Below are 14,260 nucleotides of genomic sequence, written 5' to 3'. Positions count from 1 at the left end.
ACATCCATGTCCCGGTGGCGCGCGACGCGCATCCATGCGCGTCGCCCTTCGGGTGTGCTGTTGCTAACGCGAGTTACAGGCGTCGCAGCGCTGGATGAACTGCGTGGCTTCAGGCCCAAGCAAGAGCTGCATGCCCTACCTGTAGGAGAGGCGCGAGCCGCGACCGCGCCATTACGGGCTCGACGAAGCCCCCGACGTAGCCGCGGTGTCGCGGTCGCGGCTCGCGCCGCTCCTATAGGGGCTTCGACGCGACCACGACGGAGGCTTGCATAGACGCCGGCCGCACCCCGACCGATCAGAACGCCTCAGATCGACAGATGCTCGATCGCCGCGACACTGCCCAGACGATCCGACAAGCGCTTCAACAACGCCAGACGGTTGTTGCGCACCGCGCTATCGTCGACATTCACCATCACCTTGTCGAAGAACGCATCGACCTGCGGACGCAAGCGCGCGAGACGGCCAAGCACGGCGACGTAATCGCGCTGCGCCAACAACGGATCGGTGTCGGCGACGGCCGCATCGACCGCTTCGGCCAGCTCGCGCTCGGCCGGTTCGTTGAACAACGATGCGTCGATCGCGCTCGGCACCTCGCCCTCGACCTTCTTGAGGATGTTGCGGCTGCGCTTGTTGGCCGCAGCGAGGGCTTCGGCTTCGGGAAGCTTGGCGAATTCGGCGATGGCTTTGAGGCGACGGTCGAAGTCTAAAAGAGAAGTCAGGCGCAGAACTGCGACAGATTCAAATTGTTGGGATGGGACGCTTTGATCGCCATAGTAATTACGAAGGCGATCAACAATGAAATCGACCACATCAGTAACTCGAAGATCTTCCGCGCCTATCGGCTTTACCTCGAGATCGTTTTCCAACATCTGATCCGGAGCTGCCGCAAAAGGATCATTGACAAGAGCTAAGTCTTCCCAATTTTCCGTTGGAAATCCTGCATTAATTTTTTTTAATTTTTCACGCCAAGCAGCTACTTTTATACAACGCTCCGCACTCCAAACTGCTCGCTGAATTGCCTTAGACAAATCCAATTCCAATTCAGATTCGACAATAGTTCTTGCCAGTCCTAGCGCACTACGGCGTAGCGCAAACGGATCTTTATTGCCTGTCGGTTTCAATCCTGCACAGAATCCGCCAGCGAGAGTGTCTACTCGCTCAGCAACTGCCAAGACCTGGCCCAGCTTAGATGGCGCAACTGCGTCGGTTGCGAACCGCGGCATATAGATCTCGTCAATCGCGACGGAGATGTCTGCGCCCTCACCCGCGGCCTTCGCGTAGTACCGGCCGGCGATGCCCTGTAATTCCGGAAATTCGTTGACCATGCGCGACTGCAGGTCGTTCTTCGACAGTTCCGCCGCGCGCCGCGCCTGCGCGGGATCGACGCCGGCCGCCGGCGCGATGGCTTCGGCCAGCGCCGCCACGCGCGCGACCTTGTCGGCCACCGTTCCCAGCTTGTCCTGGTACTTGACTGTCTTGAGCCCCTCGCCCATCGACGCGAGCCCCTGCTTGAGGTCTTCGTCGAAGAAGAACTTGGCGTCGGCGAAACGCGGGCGGATCACGCGTTCGTAGCCCTTGCGCACTTCCGATTCGTCGCGGCTGGAGATGTTGGCCACGCCGATGAAGCGCTCGCTGAGGGTGCCGGCAGCGTCGAGCACCGGGAAGAATTTCTGGTTGGCTTCCATGGTCGCGATCAGCGCTTCCTGCGGCACCGCCAGGAATTCGCGCTCGAACCCGCAGGCGATCGCCACCGGCCATTCGGTCAGGCCGTTGACCTCTTCCAGGATGCCGGCGTCGATGCGCGCGCTGCCGCCGGTCGCGCTCGCGGCGGCGGTGACTTCCTGCACGATGCGTTCGCGGCGTTCGTCCGGATCGACCAGCACGTTGGCGCCGCGCAGGGATTCGATGTAGTCGCCGGGCAGGCTGAACCACACCGGCTTGTCGTGCATGAAGCGGTGGCCGCGGCTCATGCGGTCGCTGCTCACGCCGAGCACCTGCGCCGGCACCACGTCCTTGCCGAGCAGCAGCACCAGCCAATGCACCGGCCGGGCGAACCCGTAGTCGTGACCGCCCCAGCGCATCGGCTTGGGAATCGGCATCGCGGCCAGGGCTTCGCGCACGATCTCTTCGAGCAGGCTCGCGGTGTCGGCGCCGGGCTTGGTGGCGCGGTGCACGAAGCGCTCGCCCTTGGCGTCGCTGGTGCGCTCCAGCGCGGTCCAGTCGATCCCGGCCTTGGCGGCGAAGCCCTGTAGCGCCTTGGTCGGCTGGCCTTCGGCATCGAGGGCGATGTTGAGGTACGGGCCGAGCACTTCGCTCTTCTGCTCGGGCTGTTGCACGTCGACGGCGCGCAGCAGCACGGCGAGACGGCGCGGCGTGTACAGCGGCTTGGCGCCGTCGCGGTCGAAACCGATGCCGCGCTTATGCAGGCCGTCGAGCACGCCGTCGAAGAACGCCTGGGCCAGACCCGGCAGGGCCTTGACCGGCAGTTCTTCGGTGCCCAGTTCGATCAGGAGAGGTTGGGTCGTGCTCATGCGGTGGCCTTTGCGGTGGTGTCTTCTTTGAAGACGCCTCGCGCTTGGTGCGGCGAGGTGGATGAATTTGCGACGTGGGCTTGCGGCCTCGTTGGCCCTCACCCCAACCCCTCTCCCGCATGCGGGAGAGGGGCTTCAGTAGGTCAGGCGGCTTCGGCCTTGGAAGGCTGCTTCAAGCCCGGAAAACCGAGCCTTTCGCGCTGGGCGAAATACGCCTCGGCCACGCCCTGGGCGATGCGGCGCACGCGCAGGATGTAGCGCTGGCGTTCGGTCACGCTGATCGCGCGGCGCGCGTCGAGCAGGTTGAACGAATGCGAGGCCTTGCACACCTGATCGTAGGCCGGCAGCGGCAGGCCGATCTCAATCAGCTTGAGCGCTTCCTTTTCGCAAGCATCGAAGCGGTGGAACAGTTCTTCGACGTCGGCGTGTTCGAAGTTGTACGCGCTCTGCTCGACTTCGTTCTGGTGGTAGACGTCGCCGTAGCTCACCGGGACGCCGTCGGGACCGTAAGTCCAGACCAGGTCGTAGACGTTGTCGACGTTCTGCAGGTACATGCACAGGCGCTCGAGACCGTAGGTGATCTCGCCGAGCACCGGCCGGCATTCCAGGCCGCCGGCCTGCTGGAAATAGGTGAACTGGGTGACTTCCATGCCGTTGAGCCAGACTTCCCAGCCCAGGCCCCAGGCGCCGAGCGTCGGCGATTCCCAGTTGTCCTCGACCAGGCGCAGGTCGTGCACCAACGGGTCGACGCCGAGCGCCTTGAGCGAGTCGAAGTACAGCTCGACGATGTTGTCGGGGCTGGGCTTCATCGCCACTTGGTACTGGTAGTAGCGCTGCAGGCGGTTGGGGTTTTCGCCGTAGCGGCCGTCGGTGGGACGGCGGCAGGGCTGCACGTAGGCGGCGTTCCACGGCTCCGGGCCCAGCGCGCGCAGGAAGGTCGCCGGGTGGAAGGTGCCGGCGCCGACTTCCAGGTCCAGCGGCTGGATCAGCACGCAGCCGCGCTCGGCCCAAAACGAGTTCAAGCGCTGAATCATGCTCTGGAAGGTGATCACTGGGGTCGGTGCGTCGCTCTCGGCCATGGTCTCATCGCAGTGCAGCAAAGCGGGTTAGTATAGCCACGAGCCTTGCCTGCCGGGCTTTTGCCCCGGTTCGCAGCGCACACTTCCGCAGTGACTTCCCCCGTCGACGCCGCCCCGTGAACCCGCCCTTCCTGATCGTCGAAACCGGCCAGCCGGTCGCCTCCATGCGCCGCCATCGCGGCTTTCCGCACTGGATTCGCGTGGCCGCCGGCCTGGGGCGCGACGAAGCGGTGGTGGTCGATGTCGAACGCGGCCAAGCGCTGCCGAGCCGCGAAGGCTTCGCCGGGGCAATCGTGACCGGCTCGGGCGCGATGGTCACCGACCGCGCCGACTGGAGCGAACGCAGCGCCGACTGGTTGCGCGAGGCCGCGCACGCGGGCCTGCCGCTGTTCGGCATCTGCTACGGCCATCAGCTGCTGGCGCATGCGCTCGGCGGCGAGGTCGGCAATCATCCGGCCGGTCGCGAGATGGGCACGATCGGTCTGGAACTGCATGCCAGCGCCGACACCGACCCCTTGTTCGCCGGCCTGCCGGCGCAGTTCGCGGCCCAGGCCACCCATCTGCAGACGGTGCTGCGCGCGCCCGACGGCGCGACCGTGCTGGCGCGCTCGCAACACGACGCCTGCCATGCGTTTCGTTGGGGCGACCGGGCCTGGGGCGTGCAGTTCCATCCCGAATTCAGCGCCGGCCACATGCGCGGTTATGTGCGCGCGCGCCAGGACGCGCTGCGCAGCGAGGGCCTGTGCCCGAAGACCGTCGCCGGCGGCATCAGCGCGGCGCCGCATGCGCGGCGGGTGCTGCGGCGTTTCGTCGGCCATGCGCGCAGCCTGCACGGGCGCTGAGCCCGTCGGCATGACACCGTCTCGCCGCGCCGTCGCGGCGAAGGCCGCCATCGGATGGCGCAACACGTCGGAGCGGACGCTCGGCGCGATGCGCGCGCCGTCGTCACGCGCGCCTTCGCACCATGGCGCGTCCGCTTCGCATGCGTTCGTCCAGTCCGTCTTAATCAAGTCAGGGGCCTTCGGCCCGGGATCGATCCGATGACCCAACCCATCCGCAAGGTTCCGCTGACCCACGGCGCGCAATGGCTGATCCGCGCGTTCAACCTGGGTACGCGCAACCCGCGCGCGATCTTCGGCGCCGGCCTGCTGGTGATGGCGGTGCTGTACCTGGTGCTGTACCTGTTCACGATGCCGCTGCGCCTCGGCGAAGGCGAGCCCGACATGGAGCGCTTCGTCACCGTGATCGGCATCGCCGCGCTCGCCGCGGTGTTGGTGCTGCCGGTGCTGCTCGGCGGATTGATGCACGTGATCCGCGAGGCCGAGAGCGGCCGCCCGGTGCGCGCGCGCGATCTGTTCGCGCCGCTGCGCCAGCACAAGGCGGTGCAGCTGGCGTTGCTCGGGGTGATCCAGATCGCGCTGGCGCTGATCTGCGGCACCTTGCTGCTGTGGGCGACCGGCCCGGACTTCTGGGCGCATTACCAGGACATGGCGCGCGGCGCGATCGGCGGCCAGGTCAACGTGCCCGCGGCCGAATCGCCAGCGCTGGTGATCCTGGTGCAGCTGGTCTACTACTACTTCAGCACCGCGGTGGTGCTGGTCTCGATCCCGCTGATCATGTTCTCCGGGCTGGATATCTCCGCCGCGGTCCGGCGCAGCCTCGGCGCGTCGGTGTGGAACCTGGGCTCGTACCTGTTCGCGGCGATGCTGTTCATGCTCGGGGTGATGATTTCCGGCGCATTGATCAGCCTGGTGTCGCTGGCGGCGATGCAGTTGGGTTCGCTGATCCACCCGGCGGTCGGCCAATTGCTGGTGGTGGCCGTGGTCGTGGCCTACGGCTCGGCGTTCCTGGTGGTGATGTGCGGCACTTGCTACTACGCCTGGCGCGACGTGTTCACCGACAACGACGATGCGCCTGCGGGCAACGCGCCCAATGCACCGCGCACGCCGCGTCCGGGCGAGCTGGAAGCCTGAGCGCCGCGAATCTCTTCGCTTAGAGCGCGCCGGACTGCGCCAACGCGGCGTCCATCGACGCCTGCATCGCGCGCATCAGCCAGAACGTCGCGCTGAATCCGACGATCACCTGCACCGCCACCCAGGCCCAGGCCCACAGCGGCATGCGCGCCTGCGCGTCGCGCAGCACCCGCGCGCCGGCGAGGCGGTCGTGCAGGGCGCGGTATTCGGGCTTGGCCATCGCGATCACGTGGCCGAGGTTCAACAGCAGCCACGACAAGCCGCCGCCGAGATAACGCAACACCGCGCGGCCCGGGCTCAACCGGCGCCCGGCCATGTCGGTGACCCGCAACCCGAGCACGCGCTTGCCCGGCGTGGCCTGCCACGGCGAAAACGCGACGAAGCCGACTTCGTAGAGCAGCCCGAACAAGGCGAACAGGAAGATCCAGCCGAAGATCAGCGAGGTCAGCGCGGCGGTCGACGCGAGCCCGGCTGCGTGCATCGCCGGATCGGTCATCAATTGCCGGGCGAAGCCGCCGAAGTCGAGGTCGTTGAGCACGCTGTCGGCCATCAGCTCGGCCGCGCGCGCGTTCATCGCCGCATACGCCTGCTTCGCCGCGACGGCCTGATAACGCCAGTGGCTGGCGCCGATCACGCTGGTCGCCATCGCGATCAAGGCCGCGTCGAGCGACCACGCCACATAGCGCGGCCAGAAGCGCGCGGGCAATAGCGGGGTGGACAGCGGCGGCGCCGACGCGACCGACGCGGAATTCAACGGACCCGGCGGCAATGGCGGCGGCGCGCCCGCGCCGCTCGGGGCCGGCACGCTCATGGACCGCGCGCGTCCCCGGTCGGGTGATCGTCGTGGCGGTCGGCGTCGCGCGGCTCGGTCGCAACCCACTTGGCCGCGATGATGCCCAGCTCATAGAGCAGGCACATCGGAATGGCCAGCATCAGCTGCGAAACCACGTCCGGCGGGGTGATCACCGCGGCGATGATGAAGATGCCGACCACCGCGTAACCGCGGCCTTCCTTGAGCTGAGCCGGCGTGACCCAGCCCAGCAGCGCCAGGATCACCAGCGCCACCGGCACCTCGAAGCTGATGCCGAAGGCCAGGAACAGGATCAGCACGAAATCCAGGTAGGCGTTGATGTCGGTCATCATCGACACGCCGGTCGGGGTGATCTTGACCAGGAAACCGAACACCGACGGCAGCACCAGGAAGAACGCGAACGCGCAGCCGGCGTAGAACAGCACCAGCGCCGACGCCAGCAACGGCAGCGCCAGCCGCTTCTCGCGCTTGTACAGTCCCGGCGCGACGAACGCCCAGGCCTGAAACAGCAGCCAGGGCATCGAGATCATCAGCGCGGCGAAGAACGCCAGCTTCAGCGGCGCCGAGAACGGCGAGGCCACTTCGACCGCGATCAGCTGGCTGCCGGCCGGCAGCTTGGCCAGCAGCGGCGTGGCCAGGTAGTGATAGAGCTTGTTGGCGAACGGCAACAGGCACAAAAACACGATCACCAGCCCGGTCACCCCACGCAGCAGGCGCGCGCGCAGTTCGATCAGGTGATCGAGCAGACGCGGCTCGGCCGAGGCCTCTTCGCCCGGCACGCCGTGGTCAGCGTCGCTCATCGGCATCGCTCGCGGTGGGCGGGGTCGGTGCCGCCGGGCGGTAGTCGGGCTGGGCCGCGCCGGCGTAGTCGTGTTGGTAATCGTGGGTCGGCGGCGCGTCGATCGACGACGCTTGCGGCGCGGGCGCATCGAGCGCGGGCGCCGGATGCGCGGTATTGACCGGGTCGGCCGAGCCGTACACCGGCTCCGGCGTCGCCGCCGGGTCCGGATCGGCGGCCGCCGTGGCGGTCGCGACCGGCGCGGCGATGCGGCGATTCATATCGTCGACTTCGTTGCGGATCGCCTGGCCGCTGTCGCGCAACTGGCTTTGCGCGTCACGCAGGTCGGCCTGGGCCTGACGCAGGCTGCGCTTGAGTTCCTCGTCGGCCAGCTCGTTCTCGAGTTCGGACTTGACCGAATACCACTGCGCGCGCGCGCGCCGCACCCACAGCCCGGCGAACCGCGCCGCCTTGGGCAGGCGCTCGGGACCGAGCACGATCAAGGCCACGATCGCGATTACGAAGACTTCCGAGAAGCCTATGTCGAACATGCGCGTCTGCCAGGCGAGGGATGCGGATGGCGCAACAGCCCGGGCTCAGCGCGGGTTCTGCTCGTTGTCGCGCGACTGCGACGGCGTGCTGCTGGTGGTGGAGTCGGTGCGGTTGGCATCGTTGGGCAACTGCGCGGACGGCTTGTCGTCGTCCTGCATGCCTTTCTTGAAACCCTTGACCGCGTCGCCGAGATCCTTGCCCACGCTGCCCAGGCGCTTGGTGCCGAAGACCAGCAGAACAATCACGAGCACGACGATCCAATGACCAATGCCCCAGGCGCCCATGACGTTGCTCGCTGCTGAATGATGAAGACAGCAAGGATACCGCAACCGCTCTTAAGCCAATGTGGCGAAGGTCCTGTATGCCCGAACGCCCGATTCGGCATGGTGGTCGGCACGGTCGGCGCGACCAGACCCGCAAAAACGCCTGAACGGGCGCGCGGCCGGATCGGCGGCGCGCCCGCGATAACGGCTTCCCGCGGCGGCCTGGGCTCAGGGCACTGGGCTCAGGGCAGCGGTTCGACCTTGGCCGGGTTGGGCTGCGCCGGCACGGTCTCGAACGCCTGCGGTTGTGGTTGGGTCTGGGCCGGCTGCGCCTGCACGGGCGCGGTCTGCGCGGTCTGCGCGGGCGCGGCGGTGGCGGCCGGCGCGACGCCGGGCTCGGGATAGACCGTCGCGCCCAGCGCCGGACGCTGCTCTTCGGCGGTGCGATGCGCGCGCGCGGCGGCGCTGGCTTCTTCCAGGCGGTCGCGGAAATCGACCACCGCATTGGACGGCTGACCGGTGGCGCGGCCCTCGAAGATCATTCGCGGCGTATTGCCTTCGCCGTACGCCGCCTGGTTGGCGTCGTCGTCGATCGACAACGCGGCGCCATCGAGAGCGATGCCGGCGAACAGGCCGCGCGCGCGCGACCACGACCAGATTTCCGCCTTGAGCTGACCGTCGGTGGCGGCCGCAGCGGTGCGCCCGACCGGACCGGCGGCGACGCTGGCGTCGGCGCCGAGGGTGACCTTGCCGTTGACGATCGAGTCCAGGCCGCGATCGCCGCGGAACACCAGCACGATGTCGGAGGACTGCACGCCGGCCTGGAAGCCGACGCTGCCGCCGGTGATCTTGACGAAGCTCGGGTTGGACCAGGTGCCGTCGGGGTTCTTGACCGAGACCAGACCGTGGCCGCGGCGACCGCCGAACACCAGCCCGATCTTGAGCGTGTCGGGCACCACGACTATCGCGCGCGCCTCGTCGAACAGTTTGTCGGGAATCGAGGATTCGGGAATCTGCTGGATATCGGCCAGCACCCGCACCGCGTCGCGGGCGCGCTGGTCTTCGGTCTGACCGGCGACAGCGGAGGTGGTGGCGGCAAGGCCCAGGCTCAGGGCGAGACTCAGACTCAGGACGCGGGGCAGCGATCGGGACATGGCGGACTCCGGCGATGATGCGCAACTGGGCAATGGATGGACGGCAGCCATCACGGTAACCGCAACGACGACGGTTGGTTCAGGCTAGTAAGCACGCGATGAATCGCCACGGAATCGACGAACGCATGCACGACGGCCGCATTGTAGCGATGCGCGGCCACGTCCATCGCCGATGCCATCGGCTACGGCACGATCATCGCCGCCGGCACCGTCCGATCGCAGCGGACTATCGCGGCCATCGGAACATTCGATCCGGCAAACATTTCGCCGTCACCACCGCAAATGTCATCCTATGCGCATGCCCGCTCCCGCCAGCATCGCTGCTCACGACGTTTCTTCCGCCGCCGATACGGCCGTGGTCCTGGTCAATCTCGGCACGCCCGACGCGCCCGACACCGCCTCGGTGCGGCGCTATCTGGCCGAATTCCTGCACGACCACCGGGTCGTCGACATGAGCCGCTGGCTGTGGTGCCCGCTGCTGCATTTCGCGATCCTGCCGCTGCGCAGCGGCAAGGTCGCGCACAAATACGCCAGCGTGTGGCTTCCCGAAGGCTCGCCGCTGGCGGTGCATACCCGGCGTCTGGCCGAGGCGGTGCAGCGCGAATTGCCGCGGGTCCGCGTGCTGCACGCGATGCGCTACGGCAAGCCGTCGTGGAAGCAGTTGCTGCTCGATCTCGAACGCCAGGGCGTGCGCCGCGTGCTCGCGCTGCCGCTGTATCCGCAGTATTCGACCTCGACCACCGCGTCGGTCGGCGATGTGCTCCAGGCCGTGCCGGGCCTGTCGTCGCGGATGGTGCGCGAGTATCACCTCGATCCGGACTGGGTCGCGGCGGTCGCCGACTCGGTGCGCCGCCATCGCGCCGTGCACGGCATGGGCGAGCACCTGCTGATGTCGTTCCATGGCTTGCCGCAGCGCTTCGCCGCGGCCGGCGACCCCTACCCGCTTCACTGCGAAGCCAGCGCGCAGGCGATCGCGCAGGCGCTGGGTCTGCCCGACGATAGCTGGACCTTGAGTTACCAATCGCGCTTCGGCCGCGAACGCTGGCTGGAGCCGTCGACCACCGACACCCTGACCGCGCTGGCCGAGCGCGGGGTGCGCCGGGTCGATGTGATCGCGCCGGGCTTCGCGGTGGACTGCCTGGAAACCCTGGAAGAAGTTGCGATCATGCTGGCCGAGGAGTTCGCCGCGCGCGGCGGCGAGTTGCGCTACATCCCCTGCCTCAACGATTCGCCGGCCCACGCCGCCGCCCTGGCCGGCGTGATCGAACGCGAACTCGACGATTGGGCCGACGCCCCGGTTTGAGCGCAAGCGCATCGGCTTGGCTCGCTTCGCCACGAATTCGCCGTGTGGATTTGGCAAAATCGGCGCAGGCCGATGGGCGCGATCTCCCGCGCGTGGTTTGATGAAGCGCCGCGCTCAGGCTTGGGATCGTGCAATGCCGATCGGGCTTCGCCGACGAGACTTCGCTGACAGGACTTGATGGATGGCCGCAATGCAGGAATTCGTCGTCGACACCGCGTTCGGACGCATCAGCGGGCTGCGCAACGGCAACGCCGGCGCGCCCAAGCTGCTGGCGCTGCACGGCTGGCTCGACAACGCCGCCAGCTTCGTGCCGCTGTCGCCGTGGTTCGACGGTTACGACCTGGTCGCGCCCGACCTGCCCGGCCACGGCGCCAGCGCGCATCTGCCGGTGTCGAGCGAATACACCTTGGTCACCGCCGCGCGCACCGCGCTGGCGATCGCCGATGCGCTGGGCTGGGACCGCTTCCATCTGCTCGGCCATTCGCTCGGCGGCGCGACCTCGAGCTTCGTCGCCGCGGCGGTGCCGCAGCGGGTCGAGAAACTGCTGCTGATCGAAGCGCTGGGTTCGCTGACCGAATCCGAGGAACGCGTCGGCACCCGCCTGCGCGAGGCCTTCGCCGGCCTGGCGACGGCCGCCAGCAAGCAGTTGCGCGTGTTTCCCGATGTCGCCAGCGCGGTGAGGGTGCGCATGGCCGCGAACGATCTGAGCGAACCGGTCGCGCGCTTGTTGGTCGAACGCGGGATCGCGCCGGTGCGCAGCGAACACCAGCAAGGCGGCTACGCTTGGCGCAGCGACCCGCGCCTGACCCTGACCTCGGCGTTGCGCATGAGCGAGGGCCAGATGCGCTCGCTGATCCGCGTGATCGAATGCCCCACCTGCATGATCTGGGCCGACCCGGCGCAAAGCTACATGCCCGACGCCTTGCGCCGCGAACGCGCCGCGCTGCTGCGGCAGGGGGAGTTGCATACCTTGCCGGGCACGCATCACCTGCATATGGAAAAGCCGGGCGCGGTGGGTGAGGTGTTTCAGAATTTCTTGATGGGTGGTTAAGCTGCCGCGCCGAGTAAGCGTGCGTGGGGTGATGCGTTAGCGATCTGTGCGAACGATACTCGCGTAGAGCAGACCAGCCATAGATCGCTAAAATTCGCCCCCTTTGAAAAAGGGGCTGCGCGCTGCGAACGCACGAAGCACGACTGCGTTCGTTCGAGCGGGGGATTTGCTCCTTGCTGGTTGTGCGGCGAATTGGGGCGAAAAGCGAATCCCCCCTGCCCCCCTTTTGCAAAGGGGGGAACAGCAAAAGCCGGGAGCTTCAGTAGCCCGCTAAAATTCGCCCCCTTTAAAAAAGAGGGCTGCGCGCCGCGGAGGCACGAAGCCCGACTGCACTCGCTCGCGCGGGGGATTTGCTCTTTGCTGGTTGCACGGCGAATTGGGGGCGAAAAGCGAATCCCCCTGCCCCCCTTTTGCAAAGGGGGGAACAGCAAAAGCGGGGGAGCTTCAGTAGTGCGCCAAAATTCGCCCGCCTTGAAAGGGGGCTGCGCGCTGCGGAGGCACGAAGCCCGACTGCGCTTGCTCGCGCGGTGGATTTGCTCTTTGTTGGTTGCGCGGCGAGTTGGAGCGGAAAGCGAATCCCGCACCTCCTACTCGTCACTTATCGTCCGCGATCAACCGCCGCAGACTCGCCTTCAACCCACGTCCCGACGCGCGGAAATACTCGCGCTGATCGCGCCAGTCCGGGCAGCGCGCTTCGACCTCGCGCCAGAATGCGCGCGAATGGTCGGCGTGGATCAAGTGGCACAGCTCGTGCACCAGCACGTATTCGAACGCCGCCGGCGTCGCCAGCACCAGCGACAAATCCAACGACAGGGCACCGTCGGGCGCGAGCGAACCCCACTGCGAGGACATCACCCGGTAGCGCAAGCGCGACGGCGCGCGCGGCAGGCCGGGCAGGTACTTCGGCAGCCAGCGACCGACGTCGGCGCGCGCCTGGCCTTCGTAGAAATCGCGCAAGGCACGCTGCAGGTTGGCCGGGCTGACCGTTTCGGGCGCGGCGATTTCGAGCGCGTCGTCGTCCAATTGCAGGCGCAGATAGCGCGCGACCTGCCAATGCAGCGGCAGGTCGCGGCCGCGCAACGGAATGCGGGTGCTGACATGCGCCTGCAGGCTGGTCGCGTCGCTGCTGGCGCTGGCGATCTGCGCCAGCAGCCAGTCGCCGTGTTCGATCACGAAGCGCTGGCCGGCGATCTCGCTGGCGCGCAACGGCAAGGTCAGGCGCGGGCCGCGCTCGTCGACGCTGAGCTTGATCCGCCGCGCGCGCGGGTCGCGCACGCGCAGGACTTCGACCACTTGGCCGTTGCCCAGCGTGATCGCGATGGTTTCGCGCGAGACCGCGCGCGGCGCGGGCTGCGGCTTGCCGGTCAGCAGGCGCAGAAGGCTCGTCATGGGTGGGGGACCGCCATGGGCGAAGCATAGCGCCTGGATGCGGGGTTTAGCGCGTTCGGGCGCGGCGGAAATCGCGATGCCGGTGCGACGGTAAAGGTGCCGCGGCATGGGGGCGACGGCGGCCAGGCGAATGACGGCGTCGATGCAGCNNCTCCTACAGGGGCAACGAGGGTTCGGCCGCCCCTGTAGGAGCGGCGCGAGCCGCGACTGCGCTACCACGACCACCAACGCAACCCGTGCGTCGCCGCCGCTCGCACGGGGCCGCGATCGATCAATCGACCTTGGACAACTTCAACGCCGACTCCATCACCCGGAACAAACGCTTCACCTCGGCGCTCATCAACGCGAAGCGCGCGTCGAGCTCGGCGCGCACGCCATCGCTGTCGCTGTTTTCGAGCTGATCCACGGCGCCGTCGAGCAGCTTGAACTTGCGCACCACCAGGTCTTCGCCGATCACGAACGACACGTGGTCGTCCAGGGTCAGCGCCAGACGCGTGACTTGCTTGCCGGTTTCCAGGTGCTTGGCGATTTCATCGCTTTCCAGCTCCTGGCGCTGGCACTTGACCACCGCGCCCTGATCGACCGGATCGCGCAGTTCGCACTCATCGCCCAGGCTGATGCCGTCGGGCAATTCTTCGCCTGCGACCCAGCCGGTGAGGATCGAACGCGGCGCGATTTCGGCGTTCAACGGCAACGCCGGGAAACTGCCGACCGCGCGGCGGATTTCGCTGATCACGTTCTCGCCGGTCTTGCGGCTGGAGGTGTCGACGATGACCAGGCCGTGCTCGAGATCGATGATCGCGTCGGTGCGGCCGGGCTTGATGAAGGCGCGCGGCATCAGATCGACGATCAATTCGTCCTTGAGCCGCTTGCGCGTGCGGCCGCCGGGCTTGCGCCCTTCCTTCTGCTCGATCTCGGCCAGTTTCTTGGCCAGCATGTCGTTGACGACCGCGCCCGGCAGCAGCCGGTCTTCACTGCCGACGGTGATCCAGATCGCGTCGCCGATGCGGTTGAGCATCTGCGCGTCCTCGGTGGCGCGACTGAACGGCGAGATGAAGCCGCGCGAGGACAGCTCCAGCGGGCCGACCGGCTTGAGCGCGCACTCTTCGAGGCCTTTTTCGAGATCGTCGAGTTTGTGGGTGGTGGGGAAGCGGAAGAAGGTCAGGTTGCGAAAGAACATTAGGGGACCGGGAATGGGGAATGGGGAGTCGGGAATAGCCAAGAGCGGCTCGCGGGCCGCTTTTGCTCGTCATTCCCGCGAAGGCGGGCTCCGCTTTATTTTATTTCGGCGGAGCCGAACATCCAGAGACTTCAGAGTCATACCTGGATGAAGCCCTGGATTCCCGCCTTCGCGGGAATGACGGCTTGGGAAGTAC

Annotated in this window: 13 protein-coding genes; 4 read left to right on the top strand and 9 right to left on the bottom strand. The window is 67.2% G+C overall.

The window, feature by feature from the left end; genetic code table 11:
- Positions 1 to 305 precede the first annotated feature (305 nt).
- Positions 306 to 2,531 (bottom strand): glycine--tRNA ligase subunit beta, encoded by a 2,226-nt coding sequence (gene glyS / locus ASD86_RS11285; protein WP_056110384.1) that lies wholly within the window; start codon positions 2,529 to 2,531, stop codon positions 306 to 308.
- Between the two features lie 143 nt (positions 2,532 to 2,674).
- The gene (gene glyQ, locus ASD86_RS11280; RefSeq protein ID WP_056110383.1) at positions 2,675 to 3,610 is read right to left on the bottom strand and encodes a glycine--tRNA ligase subunit alpha; all 936 of its coding nucleotides are present in this window, start codon (positions 3,608 to 3,610) and stop codon (positions 2,675 to 2,677) included.
- Positions 3,611 to 3,726: 116 nt separating this feature from the next.
- Between glyQ and ASD86_RS11275 the strand changes: the two genes are divergently transcribed.
- Both ASD86_RS11275 and ASD86_RS11270 read left to right on the top strand, forming a co-directional pair.
- Positions 3,727 to 4,452 (top strand): glutamine amidotransferase, encoded by a 726-nt coding sequence (locus ASD86_RS11275; RefSeq protein ID WP_082578264.1) that lies wholly within the window; start codon positions 3,727 to 3,729, stop codon positions 4,450 to 4,452.
- A 198-nt stretch (positions 4,453 to 4,650) separates the two neighbouring features.
- Entirely contained in the window at positions 4,651 to 5,583 is a 933-nt protein-coding gene (locus ASD86_RS11270; RefSeq protein ID WP_056110381.1) for a hypothetical protein, read from the top strand.
- Positions 5,584 to 5,602: 19 nt separating this feature from the next.
- Here ASD86_RS11270 and ASD86_RS11265 read toward each other — a convergent pair whose 3' ends face one another.
- The 5 genes from ASD86_RS11265 to ASD86_RS11245 all read right to left on the bottom strand — a co-directional run bounded on the left by ASD86_RS11265 (position 5,603) and on the right by ASD86_RS11245 (position 9,129).
- Positions 5,603 to 6,394: an RDD family protein gene (locus ASD86_RS11265; protein WP_056110379.1), complete on the bottom strand. Its 792-nt coding sequence runs from the start codon at positions 6,392 to 6,394 to the stop codon at positions 5,603 to 5,605.
- The gene (gene tatC, locus ASD86_RS11260) at positions 6,391 to 7,194 is read right to left on the bottom strand and encodes a twin-arginine translocase subunit TatC (protein WP_056110376.1); all 804 of its coding nucleotides are present in this window, start codon (positions 7,192 to 7,194) and stop codon (positions 6,391 to 6,393) included. The genes ASD86_RS11265 and tatC overlap by 4 nt, the downstream gene beginning before the upstream one ends.
- A complete protein-coding gene (tatB, locus tag ASD86_RS11255; RefSeq protein ID WP_082578263.1) occupies positions 7,181 to 7,723 on the bottom strand; it encodes a Sec-independent protein translocase protein TatB in 543 nt (180 codons plus the stop codon). The genes tatC and tatB overlap by 14 nt, the downstream gene beginning before the upstream one ends.
- A gap of 45 nt (positions 7,724 to 7,768) precedes the next feature.
- Complete coding sequence (tatA, locus tag ASD86_RS11250; RefSeq protein ID WP_056110374.1) at positions 7,769 to 8,008, bottom strand: Sec-independent protein translocase subunit TatA; 240 nt, start codon at positions 8,006 to 8,008, stop codon at positions 7,769 to 7,771.
- A gap of 221 nt (positions 8,009 to 8,229) precedes the next feature.
- A complete protein-coding gene (locus tag ASD86_RS11245; RefSeq protein WP_056110722.1) occupies positions 8,230 to 9,129 on the bottom strand; it encodes a lipid-binding SYLF domain-containing protein in 900 nt (299 codons plus the stop codon).
- A 310-nt stretch (positions 9,130 to 9,439) separates the two neighbouring features.
- Here ASD86_RS11245 and hemH point away from each other — a divergent pair, with 310 nt between their 5' ends.
- Together hemH and ASD86_RS11235 are read left to right on the top strand one after the other, a co-directional pair.
- A complete protein-coding gene (hemH, locus tag ASD86_RS11240; protein WP_056110720.1) occupies positions 9,440 to 10,444 on the top strand; it encodes a ferrochelatase in 1,005 nt (334 codons plus the stop codon).
- Between the two features lie 190 nt (positions 10,445 to 10,634).
- Positions 10,635 to 11,495: an alpha/beta hydrolase gene (locus ASD86_RS11235; protein WP_056110372.1), complete on the top strand. Its 861-nt coding sequence runs from the start codon at positions 10,635 to 10,637 to the stop codon at positions 11,493 to 11,495.
- A 594-nt stretch (positions 11,496 to 12,089) separates the two neighbouring features.
- Here ASD86_RS11235 and ASD86_RS11230 read toward each other — a convergent pair.
- Both ASD86_RS11230 and ASD86_RS11225 read right to left on the bottom strand, forming a co-directional pair.
- Positions 12,090 to 12,884: a SprT family zinc-dependent metalloprotease gene (locus ASD86_RS11230; RefSeq protein ID WP_056110370.1), complete on the bottom strand. Its 795-nt coding sequence runs from the start codon at positions 12,882 to 12,884 to the stop codon at positions 12,090 to 12,092.
- A 271-nt stretch (positions 12,885 to 13,155) separates the two neighbouring features.
- The gene (locus ASD86_RS11225) at positions 13,156 to 14,064 is read right to left on the bottom strand and encodes a recombination-associated protein RdgC (RefSeq protein ID WP_036105099.1); all 909 of its coding nucleotides are present in this window, start codon (positions 14,062 to 14,064) and stop codon (positions 13,156 to 13,158) included.
- Between the last annotated feature and the right edge of the window lie 196 nt (positions 14,065 to 14,260).

It is taken from the genome of Lysobacter sp. Root690 (genome assembly GCF_001427785.1).
In the GTDB taxonomy this organism is placed as follows: Bacteria; Pseudomonadota; Gammaproteobacteria; order Xanthomonadales; family Xanthomonadaceae; genus Lysobacter.
The sequence above is the reverse complement of the archived record's forward strand: the minus strand, read 5'-3'. Positions and strand labels throughout refer to the sequence as shown.